Below are 15,496 nucleotides of genomic sequence, written 5' to 3'. Positions count from 1 at the left end.
AATCCGGCAACACAGACCCGCTTTGACATATGCGGTCTTCGTAGATATCACCACTTTGTATCCAAGTGTATACACGCGAAGGAACGTATCTTGACCGAACCGGATATGAGCCAGGGCGAAGCCGCCTATGCCCGTTTGCTGGCAGAGATTCGCAACGGTGCGTTTGAACCCGGTGATCGTCTGCGCGAGGTGGAGGTGGCCGACCGCCTGTCCCTGTCGCGCACCCCTGTGCGCGAGGCGCTGCGGCGGCTGGAAGCGGACGGGATTGTCGAGCACCGCCCCCGTCTTGGCGCCGTTATCCGGCAACTGGGCCACGCGGAACTGGTGGAACTTTATGAGATGCGCACCGTTTTGGAACGCACTGCCGCCGAAATGGCCGCCAAACATGCGGCCGAGGCAGAAATAGACGCGCTGCGCGATCTCAATGCGGCCATTGCCGAAAGCGCCTCCGAAGAGGCCGCAGCGCTCAATCAGGACTTTCACAGGGGCATATACCTTGCGACCCGCAACCGGTTCCTGCTAGAGGCGGCGCGCAGCCTCAACAATGCGCTCCTGCTGTTGCGACCCACCACGCTCGAAGACCCCGACCGCATCCGCATCGTCGCGGAGCAGCACGCCGACATGCTGGACGCCATCGCCATCGGGGACGCGGTGGCCGCAGGCGAGGCGGCGGCGGTGCACCTTCAGACATCGCTGCGCCATCGGCTGAAAGTGCTGCGCGGATGATACGGATTGCCGCCACCTTTGCCCTGGCCCTCGCGGGTGTGGCTGCGTTCCACGCGCTGGATCTGCCGTTGCCGTGGCTGCTTGGTCCGCTCACGGCCTGCCTTCTGGCGGCGCTGGCCGGCGCCCGGCTCAAGGGCATTGCGGTGGTGAACGAGGGCATGCGGACCGTTCTGGGTGTGGCGGTGGGGGCGACGTTCACGCCTGTGATCTTGATGTCGATGGCGGGGATGTGGCCGACGCTTTTGTTGATCCCGGTGATGGTCCTGGCGATCGGGCTGGTGGGCGTGCCCTATTTCCAGCGGCTCTGGGGCTATGATTTTGCCACCAGCTATTATGGCGCGATGCCCGGTGGGTTGCAGGACATGCTGGTGTTTGGCGAAGAAGCGGGGGGCAACCCGCGCAGCCTGTCGTTGATCCACGCAACGCGTGTGATGGTGATCGTGGCCGCGCTGCCCTTTCTCCTCCAAGGGGTGTGGGACGCCGACCTGAGCAGTGCGCCGGGCGTGCCCGCAGCAAACATTGCGCCTGCGCAACTCCTGCTCATGGTGGCCTGCGCGCTGATCGGTTGGCGCGTGGCCAAGGCGGTGGGCATGTTCGGCGCCTCCATCCTCGGCCCCCTCCTGGTCGCGGCCATTGCTGCGCTGACAGGTCTTTTGCAGCACCGCCCGCCTGCCGAAGCGATCTGGGCCGCGCAGTTTTTCATCGGCATGGGCGTGGGCACAAAATACAGCGGAATCACCGTGGCCGAAGTGCGCCGTGATCTGGCCGCAGGGTTGGGGTTCTGTGTCCTGCTCATCGTGCTGACCGTCATCTTTGTCGAGGCGGTGTATGGGTTCGGCCTGGCCCCCGGCATGGAGGCCCTGTTGGCCTTTGCCCCCGGCGGTCAGGCCGAGCTGACCGTGCTGGCGCTCATCGTTGGGGCGGATGTGGCCTTTGTGATTGCGCACCACGTACTGCGCATCTTTGTCGTGATCCTGGGCGCGCCGCTTTTTGCGCGGATGTTCAAAGCGCCTGAGGGTTGATCACTTGGACCCGTGCCCCGCACGCAAAGGCGGCCACCGCGTTTGCACAGAATGGCATCCCGAAATCACATAGCGCACACCCCGCTGCCGCCAAATTATGCGCGCAGCAACGAATGGATCGCGAAGCTGTTACCTATCTGGTGGACAATCCCGCGCAGGTGGCAAACACTCGGGCACATCAAACATGGGGAGTTCATCATGAAATTCACAACACTGCTTTCAACAGCGCTGCTGCTTGGCTCGACCGGGCTGGTCAGTGCCGAGACGCTGAAATGGGCGCGCGCCGGTGATGCGCTGACGCTTGACCCGCATGCCCAGAACGAAGGGCCGACACACACCATCCGTCACCAGATGTACGAACCGCTCATCATCCGCGACACGACGGGCGCGTTTGAACCGGCACTGGCCACCGAATGGGCGCCCAAGACCGACGATCCGAACGTGTGGGTGTTCAAACTGCGCGAAGGGGTGAAATTCCACGGCGGTGAGGATTTCAACGCCGAAGATGTGGTGTTCAGCTTTGAGCGTGCCAAGCAGCCCAATTCCGACATGAAGGAGCTCATTGGCTCCATCACCGAAGTGCGCGCGGTGGATGACTACACCGTGGAAATCGTGACGGACGGGCCGAACCCGATCCTGCCGTCGAACCTCACCAACCTGTTCATGATGGACAAGGGGTGGACCGAGGCGAACAACACCGTGAACGTACAGGATTTCGAGGGCGGTGAAATCACCTTTGCCACCACGAACGCCAACGGCACCGGCCCCTACACCCTGACCAGCCGCGAGCCTGACGTCAAAACCGTCATGACCCGGAACGAGGCCTATTGGGGTCGCGACCAGTTCCCGCTGGAGGTCAGCGAAATCGTCTACACCCCGATCCAGAACGCCGCGACCCGTGTGGCCGCGATGCTGTCGGGTGAGGTGAATTTCCTTCAGGACATGCCGGTGCAGGACCTCGAACGCGTGAACGGCGCGGACGGTCTGGTGGTCAAGAAGGCACCGCAGAACCGGGTGATCTTCTTTGGCATGAACCAGGGCGCGGATGACCTTGAGGCGGACAATGTGGACGGGGCCAACCCGCTGGCGGATGTGCGCGTGCGCAAGGCGATGTCGATGGCCATCAACCGCGACGCGATCCAGCAGATCGTGATGCGCGGCCAGTCGGTTCCTGCGGGCATGATCGCTCCGCCCTTCGTCAACGGCTGGACCGCCGAGATGGACGCAGAAAGCAGCACGGATATCGAAGGCGCCAAGGCGCTGATGGCCGAAGCGGGCTATGGCGACGGCTTCTCGATCCGCCTCGACTGCCCCAACGACCGCTACATCAACGACGAAGCGATCTGTCAGGCGGCCGTGGGCATGTTGGGTCAGATCGGTATCACCGTGAACCTCGACGCGATCCCCAAGGCACAGCACTTCCCGAAGATCACCGATGGCAAGACGGATTTCTACATGCTGGGCTGGGGTGTTCCGACCTACGATTCCGAATATGTCTTCAACTTCCTCGTGCACGGGCGTGAAAGCGATATCGGCACGTGGAACGGCACCGGTTTCGACAATGACGAGATCGACGCCAAGATCAAATCGCTGGCCTCGAACACCGATCTTGAAGCGCGCAATGCCGACATCGCCGCCATCTGGCGCGTGATCCAGGACGAGGCGCTCTATATCCCGATCCACCACCAGGTGCTGAACTGGGGCATGGCCGAAGGCGTGGGCATCGAGGTTGATCCCGAAGACCAGCCCAAGGTGAAATACATCACCATGAACTGACACGCCGTGTCATAAACGCAGAAAGGCGGCACCGCGTGTGCCGCCTTTTTTATTGGGCTGTTGCCGCGTTGGACGGCTCAGTTCGCCGGGCTACTGCGTCCACAATTCCGTCTCGGGGTGAAACTGCGACCACGCGAACCAGAACGCCTGATGGCTGCCGAGGTCAGAGCCGTCCGCATCGACGGCACGGATGCCGCCTCCGTCCAGCGCGAGCCGCACATTCTCAAACGCGATCTCATCGCCACGCTGCAACGCGACAAGAGCGGTGGCGCGCTGGAAGGCAACGGGCGTGCCCGAGGCCGTGACAACGCCGATCACATCCTCATGGACCGGCAGGCGCGGATCAACGTCCCCGACCGGAAAGATTGGCCCATCCGCATCGCGACCATTGCGGAAGTCCGGGTCCCGCCCCAAGGCGTAGCGTTCCAGCAATACGGTGGTTTCAGGGTGCGCCGCCTTCCACGATCCCCAGTCGGATGTGATCACCGTCGCCTGATCCAGCTTCACGTTCCGCTTGGCCAGAGGGCCGGTGACCGCATGCCCCAGAAACGTGTCAAAGATCGAAAAGGTGTTCAGGTCATACATCACTTTGTTCGACCGGATCAAAAGCCCGGACGTTCGCAGCACCGGGCGCTCCACCCCGATGGGCACGTCGTCGGTGAAGTAAGCCTGCGCCGCTCCGCACAGGGTGCAATAAGGAATGCCCAAGTCGCGCCCGCCCAGCGTGTCATTTACCATCTCGCGCACTTCCATAATGCGGCGGGGATAGGCCCGGTATTCCCCGTTCACCTCGATGCCAAAGACGATGTCGTCATCCTTGAGCCACGTCGCCTCTTCGGCGCTGGTGACGATGGGATTGTCGGCCGCCGGAATGCAGTTGCAGCCATCATCCGTCGTATCATACGGGCGGTCGTCAATCAGAACGCCGCCCCAGCTGACCAGCCGCCAATCAATGTCGCCCTCGACAAACAACCGCTCCCACCCCGGCACGATGCTGGTGAAGATCGTCCGTTTGTAGCGCAGATATCCGGGCGGTTCGGGGATGTCCCACGCGATGAGGTGATCGGTGACCACGCCCCAGCTGTTTTCCAGCGGCATCGGCTTGCCAAAGAGATCCGACGCCGCGTCCGTCAGAAGCGCGTTGAGCTGTTGCGACGGCACAAACCGCATCAGGTCACTGATCAACCACACCAGCCGCGGGTCGCCGGAGTTCGAGATTTCCTCGAGCGCGAGGTTCTGGTTTTCGTCCCATGTGGACAGCGTGACACTGTCCACAAACGCCACACGCAGCGCGAACTGCATCGCGGACGACAAAGGGCCGTCAGGTATGGCGGGCGGCGGCCCGTATTCCGCGAGGACATAGTCTGGGATGGTCGTTTTGGCCTGTGTCTGCGCGTCCGGGGCACAGGCACCGGCAAACAGCAAGAGCACACCAAAGACCACGGTGCGGGAGATTGAAAGAAAAGCAGACACGGTGATAGGACCTTTGAATTGCGACGCGCCGGATCGGGTGGGGCTGCAGGGGGCCTGCCGCGTCCCTTTCGCGCGTGCCTGATCGTGCACCTGTGGCGCGCGCGGGCATAATCACATTTGCACTAGGTTTCGTGATCCATAGCGATACGCAAAGACCCGCAACCGGATGGGTCGCGGGTCTTGGGTGATCGGTGGTCTGATCCGCGGCGACGGGATGGGTCAGACGGGCCCGGTATATTCGCCGCGCGCCGGGTAATTGTTGGCAATCGCGAAATCCAGCGCGCTGACCAGTTCCGAGAAATGCGGGCGGACAAACGGCATGGTCTGGACCGATCCGTAATACAGCGTCTGTTCCGGCGTCACCATGAACAGGCCAGGTTCGGAAAAAAGCTCCGGTTCTTCGATGCCGATGGACGTCTTGCCCCGCGAGGTCGAGATGCTCAGCCCCCAATCCCGTGCCGTTGCCAGCGGCAGGTCATAGGCAAACCGCAGCCCGTCATTCTCGATCTTGTCGGACATGGCGCGGGTGCGCTCTTCGCCGTCACTGCTGATCGCGATGGTGCCGACGCCGCGATCGGCAAAGTCGGAAACGCGCTTTTTCAGCTCGGTCAGGTACGTTGCGCAGATCGGGCAATGCAGCCCCCGGTAAAAGCAGATCACCGTGCCTCGTTCGGATGTCTCCTGCGACAGATCGAACGTGCCGTGATCCAGCGTCGGCAGGGTCAGGTTCGGTGTTTTCTGGCGGGGTATGAGCATGGATGTTCCTTTGAAAGATGTGGTGTGAGATGTGGGCAGGCGCTAGTGAAAGCGCCCGCCTTTCTGGATGACTTCGATCTTGTACCCATCGGGGTCCGTTGCGAAAAAGAAGCGCGCCACCAGATCGCCGCCGGGCGCAAAGTCCACGAGGTCACCGACCTCCAGCCCTTTGGCAGCCATTGCGTCGTGATGCGCGTCCACGTCATCCACGACAAAGGCCAGATGACCATAGCCATCCCCAAGGTCGTAAGGCGTCTCGCGCGTCTTGTTCAGCGTCAGTTCAAGCTCGAAACCGCTGGCCGCGTTGGCCAGATAGGTCAGGCGGAATGCTTCGAAATCAAGCTGGTCCACGACGTCGAGGTCAAAGGCCGCCTTGTACCACGCGATGGACCGGTGATCGTCGAGCACCCGGATGCAGGAGTGGACTATTTTCATCATGTGCATTCCTTTTGATTTCAGCGACCGATGCGGTCTTTGATGTCCGCTGCGAAATCCTCATAGCGGCGCAGCGATTTCACATCGACCTGAACATGGTGCCCCATCTCCTGCATGATGGGCAGATCAAACAGGATCTGATCCAGCGCATCGGGCGATTCGACGTCCACAATGGCGAGCACCTTGCGCTCGCCCACCACTTTCCACAGGTCCTTCACCACGCCCGCCGATTTCGCGCCAAGCGCGGCTTCGGCTTCCTTGGCCCAGACGCCAAGCAGCCCCTGTTGCTGCATGGTCGCGTCGTATTCGACGGTGAAATCCAGTCGGTACAGCATCGGCTTACCTCCCGCTCACAGCAGTGCCGAGCGCCGGGAAGCGCACGATGCGGTACGTTCCGAACGACGCGTCCGTGCCGCCGTTCAGGACCGGCGAGCGGTGCAATTCGTTGATCGTGGCATAGACAAAGCCGTCTGCCCCCATCGAAAACCCGTCCGGCCACGGCAGGTCCTCATCCGATTGATACAGCACCTCATACGTGCCGTTTGGCTTGGTCACGCCAATCGCGTTGTCGGTCATCGCGGTGATGTAGACGTTGCCATCCGCATCCACGGTCGAGCCGTCCGAGATCACCTTGTCACCATACCGCTCGACCTTGGCGGCAAGCGCTGCATCGTCCAGACTTTCGTCCAGCAGATCCGTCGTGCGCACCCGGTACATCGCGCTGGCCGTCATGGGCGCAAAGTAGACCCATGTGTTGGTTGGGTCGATGGTGATCGGATTGACCCCGATCTTGGCCGGGTTGCCGCCCAACTTGATCTCGCGCCCGTCGATGATCATCGGTGTGTCTTCGGGCACGGTAAACGCGCTGCCTTCCAGCACGCGGCGGGCGCGTCCGGTGTCCATGTCGATGATGATCAACGCGGAATTCACGCCGTCACCTGTGTCCGAAATGTAGATCGCCCCATGTTCGCGGTCGATCGCGAGGTCATTGAGGAAAGAGGTCGCGCGCGCTGCTGGCTGGCCGACATAGTAGATTGCGTGCAGTGTCTCGGTCACGGTGTTCCACCCCACGACGCGCCCGGTCTGGCCTTCGCCCTGGCCATCCAGCATCCACAAGATGCCTTCGCGGTCCGCCCGCAGTCCCAGAACACCGCGCAGCCCATCGCCGTCGTCTTGCGGCGCGCGCGCCCATGTTTCGGTCGGATAGGGTTTCGTCGTGCCGTCCGGCATCACTTCGACGACGCGCAGTTCCGGGCCGTAGAATTCGTGCACCGACATGAACATACGTCCATCCGGTCCAATCGCGAGATTGCCGGGCGGCATGTCCTTGGGGAACTCAAGATAGGTCTCAAGGTCCGCAGCCGCGACAGGGCTGGCGAGCACGGCCGCAAGGCTGGCCACAGATAGCAAATGTTTCATGATGTCTCCTCCGGTGATTTGACACCGCAATAGATCGAATGAATAAACCACAGGAAGACATTGAAATCTGAAACCACCGTTTGAAAAATTCGAATGTACTCCATTGACGATCTGAAAACCTTTGTTGCCATTGCAGATGCCGAAGGTGTCACGGCGGGTGCGCGGCGTGTCGGCATTTCCCCGGCAACGGCCAGCCACCGCCTTGGCAAGCTGGAGGCGGCGCTGAAAATCACGCTGTTTCACCGCAACAGCCGGTCGCTCAAGCTGTCGAGTGAGGGGCAGATTTTCCTCGAACGGACGGAAACGATCCTCGCGGATCTGGCGCAGGCCGAACGGGATGCGGGCAGCCGCACTGCGGAATTGCGCGGTTTTGTGCGCGCGACCATGTCGCCGTGGATCCTGTCCCGTTTCATCCTGCCATCACTGCCAACATTCCAGCGGGCGCATCCGCAGTTGCGGATTGAGTTTCTGGCGGTCGACCGGTTTGTTTCGCTGTCCGCCGAAGGACAGGATTGCGCCATTCGCGTCGGCGCGCTGGCAGACAGCGCGCTGGTCGCGCGCAAGCTGTGTGACAATGACCGGATCATATGTGCCGCGCCGGAATTCCTGGCCAAGCACGGAACGCCCGCGACATGGCAAGAGGCGCTGGACATGCCGTGGGTGTGCCTGCCATGGCAAACGCGGATCTCCGTCAAGGACGCCAATGACAAGCGTCAGGACGTGACCGTGCCGTCCAAAGTCCTTGTCTCGAATTCGGATATTCTGACCAATGCGGTGGCCGAGGGGCTTGGATTGGCCATAAAGTCACGGCTTGCGGTGCAGGTCGAGCTTGATGCGGGCACGCTGGTCGAAGTGGCGCCCGGATCGCTGTGGCAGCCTGATGCGCCCATCTGGTTTGTGTACCCACCCGAAGCACGCGCCGCGTCAAAGACGGAGCTGTTTGGTCAGTTCGTGTCGGAGTGCTTTGCGTCCTGCGCGGTGCCGGGACGCGACGGGCAATAGGCCCTCCCGCCCGGACCGCGCAGACCATCGTCACGGGCGGTGCGACAACCCCAAAATCGCCCGCGCCTGCTGAGGCGTGGCCACGGGCCGATCATATGCGGCACAGGTCGCAACCGTGCGTTCAACCAACGCGGCGTTGGACGGTGCAAGCGAATGTTTGTCGAGCCTGATGTTGTCCTCAAGCCCCGTGCGCGCATGTCCACCGGCCGAGATGGACCAGTCGTTCAGCACCGATTGCTGGGCGCCAATGCCTGCGGCACACCACGGCGCATCCGCGCCAAACAGGCGTTTGACCGTCTGCACATAGAAATCAAAGACCGTGCGATCCGCGGGCATGGCATTTTTCACACCCATCACGAACTGCACATACGGCGTGTCGGCGATCTGCCCGGCCTCATGCATCTCAGCCGCCTTGAGAATGTGGGACAGGTCAAAGGCCTCGATCTCCGGTTTGACGCCATGGGTGCGCATTTCGGCGGCCAACCAGTCCACGAGGTCCGGCGGGTTTTCATAAACACGCGTCGGAAAGTTGTTCGAGCCAACCGACAGCGACGCCATGTCCGGGCGCAGCGGCAACATACCGCCCCGCGTGGTCCCCGCCCCCGACCGCCCGCCGGTCGAAAACTGGATAATCATGCCGGGGCAGTGTTTTTCCAGCCCTTCCTTCAATGCCGCGAATTTTTCGGGGTCGCTGGTCGGGGTTTCGTCTGCGTTGCGGACATGGGCGTGCACGATGCTTGCCCCCGCCTCGAACGCGGCGTGGGTGCTTTCCACCTGTTCGGTCACGGTGATCGGCACCGCCGGATTGTCCGCCTTGCGCGGCAGGCTGCCGGTGATGGCCACGCAGATGATGCAGGGTGTGCTCATGCCACGGGCGCCAGAACAAAATCGTGGACGACCTCGTAAAACGGGCCATCCGCGCCCTCCGCTGCGATCCGGTCCGGGTCGTCGATCAACTCGAATTTAGCGAGCAGGCTTTCCTTGACGCCAAACACCGCGTCCGACGTGATGTATTTGTCGTCCGGGTCAAAGATATGCGTGACGAGCGTTTCATAGCCATCGGCTTCTAGGATGTAATGCAGGTGCGCAGGGCGAAAGGGATGACGGCCCAGGTCGCTCAGCAGTTTGCCCACGGGCCCATCGTCGGGGATCGGATAAAAGCGCGGCTTGGCGCCCCAGAACGTATATGTCCCGTCTGCGCCCGTCCGGAATACGCCGCGCAGGTTGAAGTCCGGCTGAATGCCCTTTTGCTGTACGTCATAGAACCCGTCATCATTGGTCTGCCAGACGTCGATCTTGGTGCCCGCGATGGGCGCGCCGTCGGTGTTCAGGATGCGCCCCTTGATCAGCATGGGCTGTCCCTTGCCATCGAGGCAGATGTTTGACCCCATCGGCAATTCCGGCACATCCGGCACGTGGAACGGCCCAAGCACAGTGGATTCGGACGCGCCACTGGGTTTGCGGTTGTTGATCGCATCCACAAGCATCGACACGCCGAGCACATCGCTCAGCAGGATGAATTCCTGCCGCCAGTCGTCCGACATGTGCCCCGTCTTGGTCAGGAACATGATCGCGGCCAGCCACTCTTCCTGTGTCGGCTCGATCTCCTTGATGGCGGCGTGCATGTGGCGTGTGAGGGCCGCGATGACTTCGGCGAGCCGTGGGTCCGCCGTGTCGGCAATCTGGCTGATGACGACATCGGCGGAGTTTTCTTCGGTGAAGTAGCCTTGGGCCTGCGTGGACATCTGTGCCTCCTATCGTGCCAGAATTTGCGTAAGTACGCGGGTCAGCTCTGCCGCCGGATCGTCGGGCAGCGTGTCATTGCGCCAGCAGACATGCTGGTCCGGCCGCGTCAGGATACAACCCGCATCGCCGATTTCACGGGCCCGCGCCCAATCGCCGGTGTGATCCACATAGGTCTGGCGCGGGCCGATCACATGCGCGTGCAGCGTGATGCCGAGCGTTTCGGCCACCTTCTGCGCGGCGGTGGCCCACGCCTTGCCGCCCAACCCGGTAAAGAGGGTAAAGGCCCCGCCCCCCGCCAGATCAAGGGTGGAGTGTTTCGTGCCGTCCGCGTCAAACAGCCAGGCATGCGGGATCCGTGCACCGGGCCAGGTCGTCGGTTGGTAATGCAGATCCGCATCGAGCGCGAAATCAGGCTCGATCTGGCCATCGGTGACGGTGGCATCCGACACATAGCGTTGGTTCATCTCAACCCCATGGGCGTCGAATTCGTATTTCTTGAACGCGATGGCGGCATTGAGCGCTGCGCGCTGTGCCTCTGCCTCCGGCGTGCTGTCGCACCGGGCGTCCATGTTCGCCTTGATCCACTCGATATCGGTGCCGCCTGTCATGCCGAGCGCCTCGAAGATGGGGCCAAACTCACCAATGGACTGGTTGGCGCGGGTCACGATCTGCTTGGCGATGGGCGCGCGCTCTTCGGAATAGCTGTCGAGCAGGCGCTCTCCCGCCTGCCCCTTGACCACGGCGGCGATTTTCCAGGCGAGGTTGAACGCATCCTGGATCGACGTGTTGGACCCCAGCCCATTGGACGGCGGATGGCGGTGCGCGGCGTCGCCCATGATGAACACCCGCCCCTTGGACATTTGCGTGGCATAGGCATCGTTGACCGTCCACGTGTTGGCGCTGATCAGGTCGATCTCGAGCGCCGGATCACCGACCAGCTGCCGGGCCACATCCGTCGCCATGTCCTGATCCACGACCGGTGCGGGGGCGTTGATGTCATAGCCCCAGACAATCAGCCATTCGTTCCATGGCCGGATGCAGCGCACCAGCCCCATGCCAATGCCGCCGACATCCGCGCCCGGCTGCATCACCCAGTAGAGCACCGACGGGCGGTGCGCGACGTATTTCGACAGGTCCGCGCGGAAGTAGATGTTCATGGACCCGCCCACGCCCATCTTGCCCTCAAACGGCAGGTCCTCATTCTGTGCCACCAGCGAATTGCCGCCATCGGCACCAATGAGGTATTTCGACCGGATCGTGAACTCCTGCCCCGTCATGCGGTCGAGACAGGTGGTTGTGACACCTTCGGCATCCTGAACATGGCTTTTGTACTCCGTGCTCATCCGGGCACGGGTGCCGCGTTTGCAGGCGGTCTTGAACAGGATCGGCTCCATGAAGGTCTGCGGCAGGTCGTTCATGAAGCTGGGCGAGGACAGCAGGTGTTCCGCCTTGGACAGCGGATGCGTGCCCCAGGATTTCATGCGCCCGATCTCTTCCCCGGCGAGGCTTTCGCAAAAGACGTTCTCACCCATGAGGCTCTGATCCATCGCGTTGAGGTACACTTCGTCTTCGACCTCGCGACCCAGATCGCGCAGCACCTCCATCGTGCGCTGGTTCGTGATGTGCGCGCGCGGCGTATTGGCCAGCCAGTGGTAGCGGTTGATCACGATATTCTCGACGCCGTAGCTCGACAGCAGCGCGGCACTTGTCGAACCGGCGGGACCGGTGCCGATGATCAGGACCTCGGTTGTGATGTCAGCCATGTTCATTCCTCCGAAAGATTGAGTTTTCCGCCGGTCAAGCGGCGGCGAATTGGAAACAGGTGCAGGCCGGTGCGTTCGGACAGCAGCCCCCAAAGACCGCGCGGCGCAACCAGCATGATGACGATGGCAAGCACGCCGAGCGTCATCAGATACCAGCTGCCAAAATCAGCCAGCAGCGATTGCAGCGCGAAAAAGACCAGCACCCCGATGATCGGCCCTTCGATGGTGCCGATGCCGCCAATGACCACGATGAAGATCACGTAGGCCGTCCAGTCGGTAACGCTAAAGGCTGCGTCCGGGCTGATCCGTGCCTTTTGCATGTAGATCAGACCACCCGCGAGGCCGGTGCCAAAGGCCGACGTCAGAAAGACGATCCATTTCATGCGGCCTGCGTCGACGCCCACGGACTTCGCGGCCTCCGTGTTGTCGCGCACCGCCGCCAGCGCCAGCCCGCGCCGGGTGCGCAACAGCCAATAGATGCCGCCAATGGTGGCCAGCGCGAGGATCAGCGCCAGCCAATAGGCCAGAATATCGCGCGCGGCCGCCGACCGGACGCCCAGCATGTCCTCGATCCGTTCGACAAACCACATGTCGCGCGTGGCATCACGGGGCAATGACGTGCCCGTCCCACCGCCCAGCGTTTTCCATTGCGCCACCAGCAGCCGCACGACTTCGGCGATGACCCATGTGCCGATGGCGAAATAGGCCCCGTTCAGACGAAAGGCGAAAAAGGCGGTGGGCACGGCAATGACCAGGGCCGCCACCCCCGCCAGCAGGATCGACGGCACCGGGTCCAGCCCCCACAGGATCACCGCACCAAAAAGCGCATAGGCCCCCATGCCGACAAACGCCTGCTGCCCGATGCTGACCAGCCCGCCGTAACCCGCAAGCAGGTTCCAGAACTGGGCCAGCACCAGCATGGTCAGGATAAAGAACATATCCTGGATGGTGCCGCGCCCGGCAAAGAACGGCAAAAGCAACAGGCCAATGATCAGGATCGCGCCGGCGATCGCAGCCACGCGCGAGGCCGGGGTTTGGGTGGTTACGGTATACGCCATCAGTCATTCGCTCTCGGAAAGAGGCCGCGTGGCCGGACAAGAAGGACAAGCAGGAACGCTAGGTGCCCCGCGAGGATCTGCCATTCGGGGTTGATCGCGGCGCCCACCGTCTGGGCCACGCCGATGATGATCCCCCCCAGCAGCGTGCCCCAAAGCGAGCCCAACCCACCGATGATCACCGCCTCAAACGCATAGATCAGGCGCGCAGGGCCGATATTCGGATCGAAATTGGCCCGCAGACCGAGATAGAGCGCGGCAATGGTCACGATCACCAGCGCAATGCCGGTGGCCGTGGCAAAGATGTTGGCGGGCTTGATGCCCATCAGGCTGGCCGTGACCGCGTCATCCGACGTGGCGCGGAACGCGCGGCCCAGCTCGGTCCGGTAGAACAGCTGGCTCAGCGCGACGATCACTAGAACAGCCGACGCAAAGGTCAAAAGCGGCATCACCCCGAGCGTCACCGGTCCGGCGTCCACGGACGCCGTGGTCAGCGCATTGGTCGGCAACCGCTGGCTGTCCGCCGAAAACCCTTCGAGCAGCGCATTCTGCAAGGCGATGGACAGGCCAAACGTCACCAAAAGCGGTGGCAGGATGTCATCGCCAAGGGTGCGGTTCAGCAGGAAGCGCTGCAACATCCAGCCAAGCGCAAACATCAACGGCATTGCGATAAGAACGGCCACAAACGGCGACAGGCTCAGCAACGTCACCAGCACGAGGATCAGATACGCCCCCATCACGATCAAATCGCCATGGGCCAGGTTCACCAGCCGCATGATCCCGAACACAAGGCTCAGCCCCGACGCAAAGAGCGCATAGAGCCCGCCCAGAAGGATGCCTTGGATAATCGTGTCGATCCAGATCAATGGCTTGCTCCGAAATAGGCGTTGTGGATGTCCTCGCGCGACAGGGTGTGCGGTGTCCCGGATAGGGTCACGCGGCCTTCCATCATGCAGTACACGCGGTCCGCGACGGCCATCGCCTGCGCGATGTCCTGTTCGACAATGATCAGGGATGCCCCCGCCGCCTTGATCTGCGGGATCGCCTTGTAGATGTCCTTGATCACAACCGGGGCGAGGCCAAGGCTGATTTCGTCGCACAGAAGCACCCGCGGATTGCTCATCAACGCGCGCCCGATGGCGACCATCTGCTGTTGCCCACCGGACAGCGCCGTGCCGGGCGTGTTGCGCCGCTCACGCAGGATCGGAAACAGATCGTAGACGGTCTCTAGGGTCCAGTGGCCGGACGTCTTGCGCCCATATGTGCCGATCAACAGGTTCTCTTCGACCGACAGGGACGGGAACAGCTTGCGCCCCTCGGGCACCATTGCGACCCCGCGCGCCATGATTTCATCCGCCGCGTGCGCCCCGATCGGTGCGCCGTCGAACGACACAGAGGCAGCAGCGCCGCGCAGCACCCCGGCAATGGAGCGCATCAGCGTCGTTTTGCCCGCGCCGTTGGCGCCAATGATCGCAATCGTCTCGGCTGCGTGCAGTTCGATGTCGACGCCAAAGAGCGCCTGAAAATCGCCGTAATGGGCGACAAGATCATGGGTTTGCAAAAGCGCCATCAGACTTCCATCCCCAGATAGATTTCCTGCACCTCGCGGCTGGCCATGATCTCATCCGGATCGCCAAGGCCGATGACCTTGCCAAAGTCCAGCACCAGCAACCGTTCCACAACGGACGTCAGCGCGTGCAGGACGTGTTCGATCCAGATGATCGTGACGCCCTGTGCGTGGATGTCCCTGATCGTGCGGATCAGCGCCTGGCATTCGCCTTCGGTCAGGCCGCCGGCGATCTCATCCAGCAAGAGAAGTTTGGGCTGCGTCGCCATCGCGCGGGACAGCTCAAGCCGCTTGCGTTCCAGCAGCGACAGCTGACCCGCAGGCACGTTCGCCCGCTTGATGAGTTCGGTGCGCTCGAGCACATCGGCGCAATCATCGCGCACCTCGCGTTCGGACAGATTGCGCCCGTGCGTGGCCGCCACCAAAAGGTTTTCGTACACGGTCAGCTTTTCAAACGGTTGCGGGATCTGGAACGACCGCCCGATCCCCGACAGGCACCGCTGCATCGCGGACACGTCTGTGACGTCGCGCCCTTCGAAATGGATGCGGCCCTGATCCGCGCGGATGTTGCCCGTGATCAGGTTGAACAGCGTCGATTTACCGGCACCGTTCGGGCCGATGATGCCAAGCGCCTGCCCCTCAGGCACATCAAAGCTGGCCGCATCGGTGACGGTCAAAGCGCCAAAGCTCTTGGACACGGATTGGAGTGAAAGGATCGACATAACGGGTCCCCGGACCGGCCGGGGCCGGTCGTCT

General features: G+C 62.2%; 16 protein-coding genes. 4 read left to right on the top strand and 12 right to left on the bottom strand.

Going from position 1 to position 15,496, the window contains the following annotated elements; genetic code table 11:
* Positions 1–90 precede the first annotated feature (90 nt).
* From ACERHN_RS15130 to ACERHN_RS15120, 3 genes are all read left to right on the top strand, one after another.
* Positions 91–726, top strand: coding sequence for a GntR family transcriptional regulator (locus ACERHN_RS15130; RefSeq protein ID WP_415919852.1), 636 nt, complete (start codon positions 91–93; stop codon positions 724–726).
* Positions 723–1,748, top strand: a complete 1,026-nt coding sequence (locus tag ACERHN_RS15125) for an AbrB family transcriptional regulator (protein ID WP_415919851.1) — start codon at positions 723–725, stop codon at positions 1,746–1,748. Before ACERHN_RS15130 ends, ACERHN_RS15125 begins: the two co-directional genes overlap by 4 nt.
* Positions 1,749–1,946: 198 nt before the next feature.
* Positions 1,947–3,524, top strand: a complete 1,578-nt coding sequence (locus tag ACERHN_RS15120) for an ABC transporter substrate-binding protein (protein WP_415919850.1) — start codon at positions 1,947–1,949, stop codon at positions 3,522–3,524.
* Between the two features lie 90 nt (positions 3,525–3,614).
* Here the strand turns inward: ACERHN_RS15120 and ACERHN_RS15115 are convergent, their stop codons facing one another.
* From ACERHN_RS15115 to ACERHN_RS15095, 5 genes are all read right to left on the bottom strand, one after another.
* Positions 3,615–4,997: a DUF3179 domain-containing (seleno)protein gene (locus ACERHN_RS15115; protein WP_415919849.1), complete on the bottom strand. Its 1,383-nt coding sequence runs from the start codon at positions 4,995–4,997 to the stop codon at positions 3,615–3,617.
* A 219-nt stretch (positions 4,998–5,216) separates the two neighbouring features.
* Entirely contained in the window at positions 5,217–5,753 is a 537-nt protein-coding gene (locus ACERHN_RS15110; protein WP_415919848.1) for a peroxiredoxin-like family protein, read from the bottom strand.
* A 42-nt stretch (positions 5,754–5,795) separates the two neighbouring features.
* The gene (locus tag ACERHN_RS15105) at positions 5,796–6,191 is read right to left on the bottom strand and encodes a VOC family protein (protein WP_415919847.1); all 396 of its coding nucleotides are present in this window, start codon (positions 6,189–6,191) and stop codon (positions 5,796–5,798) included.
* 17 nt (positions 6,192–6,208) lie between these two features.
* Positions 6,209–6,523, bottom strand: coding sequence for a muconolactone Delta-isomerase (locus tag ACERHN_RS15100; RefSeq protein ID WP_415919846.1), 315 nt, complete (start codon positions 6,521–6,523; stop codon positions 6,209–6,211).
* Between the two features lie 4 nt (positions 6,524–6,527).
* A complete protein-coding gene (locus tag ACERHN_RS15095; protein ID WP_415919845.1) occupies positions 6,528–7,607 on the bottom strand; it encodes an L-dopachrome tautomerase-related protein in 1,080 nt (359 codons plus the stop codon).
* Between the two features lie 93 nt (positions 7,608–7,700).
* On the opposite strand from ACERHN_RS15095, the gene ACERHN_RS15090 reads away from it, so the two are divergent.
* The gene (locus tag ACERHN_RS15090) at positions 7,701–8,609 is read left to right on the top strand and encodes a LysR substrate-binding domain-containing protein (protein ID WP_415919844.1); all 909 of its coding nucleotides are present in this window, start codon (positions 7,701–7,703) and stop codon (positions 8,607–8,609) included.
* A 30-nt stretch (positions 8,610–8,639) separates the two neighbouring features.
* Here the strand turns inward: ACERHN_RS15090 and ACERHN_RS15085 are convergent, their stop codons facing one another.
* Genes ACERHN_RS15085 through ACERHN_RS15055 form a run of 7 tightly spaced genes read right to left on the bottom strand, consistent with a single transcriptional unit; the run spans position 8,640 to position 15,462 of the window.
* On the bottom strand, positions 8,640–9,476 hold the full coding sequence (locus ACERHN_RS15085) for a 3-keto-5-aminohexanoate cleavage protein (RefSeq protein WP_415919843.1): 837 nt from the start codon (positions 9,474–9,476) through the stop codon (positions 8,640–8,642).
* Entirely contained in the window at positions 9,473–10,354 is an 882-nt protein-coding gene (locus ACERHN_RS15080) for an intradiol ring-cleavage dioxygenase (RefSeq protein ID WP_415919842.1), read from the bottom strand. Before ACERHN_RS15080 ends, ACERHN_RS15085 begins: the two co-directional genes overlap by 4 nt.
* A gap of 9 nt (positions 10,355–10,363) precedes the next feature.
* Positions 10,364–12,118, bottom strand: coding sequence for an FAD-dependent monooxygenase (locus ACERHN_RS15075; RefSeq protein WP_415919841.1), 1,755 nt, complete (start codon positions 12,116–12,118; stop codon positions 10,364–10,366).
* Between the two features lie 2 nt (positions 12,119–12,120).
* On the bottom strand, positions 12,121–13,176 hold the full coding sequence (locus tag ACERHN_RS15070; protein WP_415919840.1) for a branched-chain amino acid ABC transporter permease: 1,056 nt from the start codon (positions 13,174–13,176) through the stop codon (positions 12,121–12,123).
* A complete protein-coding gene (locus ACERHN_RS15065; RefSeq protein ID WP_415919839.1) occupies positions 13,176–14,039 on the bottom strand; it encodes a branched-chain amino acid ABC transporter permease in 864 nt (287 codons plus the stop codon). The genes ACERHN_RS15070 and ACERHN_RS15065 overlap by 1 nt, the downstream gene beginning before the upstream one ends.
* On the bottom strand, positions 14,036–14,743 hold the full coding sequence (locus tag ACERHN_RS15060) for an ABC transporter ATP-binding protein (protein WP_415919838.1): 708 nt from the start codon (positions 14,741–14,743) through the stop codon (positions 14,036–14,038). Before ACERHN_RS15060 ends, ACERHN_RS15065 begins: the two co-directional genes overlap by 4 nt.
* The gene (locus ACERHN_RS15055; protein ID WP_415919837.1) at positions 14,743–15,462 is read right to left on the bottom strand and encodes an ABC transporter ATP-binding protein; all 720 of its coding nucleotides are present in this window, start codon (positions 15,460–15,462) and stop codon (positions 14,743–14,745) included. Before ACERHN_RS15055 ends, ACERHN_RS15060 begins: the two co-directional genes overlap by 1 nt.
* Positions 15,463–15,496 lie beyond the last annotated feature (34 nt).

The organism is Tateyamaria rhodophyticola (assembly GCF_047777875.1).
Lineage (GTDB): Bacteria > Pseudomonadota > Alphaproteobacteria > Rhodobacterales > Rhodobacteraceae > Tateyamaria.
Note: the sequence above shows the minus strand (reverse complement) of the source record. Positions and strands in the feature narration are given on the sequence as shown.

What these genes read in the sequence shown, in the direction of transcription:
- ACERHN_RS15100 (WP_415919846.1), bottom strand. Translation starts at nt 6,523, where the DNA reads ATGCTGTACCGACTGGATTTCACCGTCGAATACGACGCGACCATGCAG.
- ACERHN_RS15055 (WP_415919837.1), bottom strand. Translation starts at nt 15,462, where the DNA reads ATGTCGATCCTTTCACTCCAATCCGTGTCCAAGAGCTTTGGCGCTTTG.
- ACERHN_RS15075 (WP_415919841.1), bottom strand. Translation starts at nt 12,118, where the DNA reads ATGGCTGACATCACAACCGAGGTCCTGATCATCGGCACCGGTCCCGCC.
- ACERHN_RS15110 (WP_415919848.1), bottom strand. Translation starts at nt 5,753, where the DNA reads ATGCTCATACCCCGCCAGAAAACACCGAACCTGACCCTGCCGACGCTG.
- ACERHN_RS15125 (WP_415919851.1), top strand. Translation starts at nt 723, where the DNA reads ATGATACGGATTGCCGCCACCTTTGCCCTGGCCCTCGCGGGTGTGGCT.
- ACERHN_RS15080 (WP_415919842.1), bottom strand. Translation starts at nt 10,354, where the DNA reads ATGTCCACGCAGGCCCAAGGCTACTTCACCGAAGAAAACTCCGCCGAT.
- ACERHN_RS15105 (WP_415919847.1), bottom strand. Translation starts at nt 6,191, where the DNA reads ATGATGAAAATAGTCCACTCCTGCATCCGGGTGCTCGACGATCACCGG.
- ACERHN_RS15090 (WP_415919844.1), top strand. Translation starts at nt 7,701, where the DNA reads ATGTACTCCATTGACGATCTGAAAACCTTTGTTGCCATTGCAGATGCC.
- ACERHN_RS15120 (WP_415919850.1), top strand. Translation starts at nt 1,947, where the DNA reads ATGAAATTCACAACACTGCTTTCAACAGCGCTGCTGCTTGGCTCGACC.
- ACERHN_RS15095 (WP_415919845.1), bottom strand. Translation starts at nt 7,607, where the DNA reads ATGAAACATTTGCTATCTGTGGCCAGCCTTGCGGCCGTGCTCGCCAGC.
- ACERHN_RS15085 (WP_415919843.1), bottom strand. Translation starts at nt 9,476, where the DNA reads ATGAGCACACCCTGCATCATCTGCGTGGCCATCACCGGCAGCCTGCCG.
- ACERHN_RS15060 (WP_415919838.1), bottom strand. Translation starts at nt 14,743, where the DNA reads ATGGCGCTTTTGCAAACCCATGATCTTGTCGCCCATTACGGCGATTTT.
- ACERHN_RS15070 (WP_415919840.1), bottom strand. Translation starts at nt 13,176, where the DNA reads ATGGCGTATACCGTAACCACCCAAACCCCGGCCTCGCGCGTGGCTGCG.